The 255-nt window shown below is 47.8% G+C and carries 1 rRNA gene; it reads right to left on the bottom strand.

The window, feature by feature from the left end:
* Nucleotides 1-108: ribosomal RNA gene (gene rrf, locus ACQCVH_RS25355) — 5S ribosomal RNA — on the bottom strand; the annotation flags it as partial.
* Nucleotides 109-255: the final 147 nt, after the last annotated feature.

The raw sequence follows: 255 nt of genomic DNA, 5'->3' as shown, positions 1-255 counted from the left end.
CGTCCTACTCTCACAGGGGGAGAGCCCCCAACTACCATCGGCGCTGAGAAGCTTAACTTCCGTGTTCGGTATGGGAACGGGTGTGACCTTCTCGCTATCGCCACCAGACTATTTAGATGAGGTTTTTGTTCCCTCAAAACTAGATAATGCAGAAGAAGAATTACAAAGCAATCAAATGTGGTTAAGTCCTCGATCTATTAGTATCTGTCAGCTCCACGTGTCACCACGCTTCCACCTCAGACCTATCAACCTGAT

The organism is Bacillus infantis (genome assembly GCF_050107595.1).
GTDB classification, from domain to species: domain Bacteria; phylum Bacillota; class Bacilli; order Bacillales; family Cytobacillaceae; genus Bacillus_AB; species Bacillus_AB infantis_C.
This window is presented reverse-complemented; position numbering and strand designations above follow the sequence as displayed.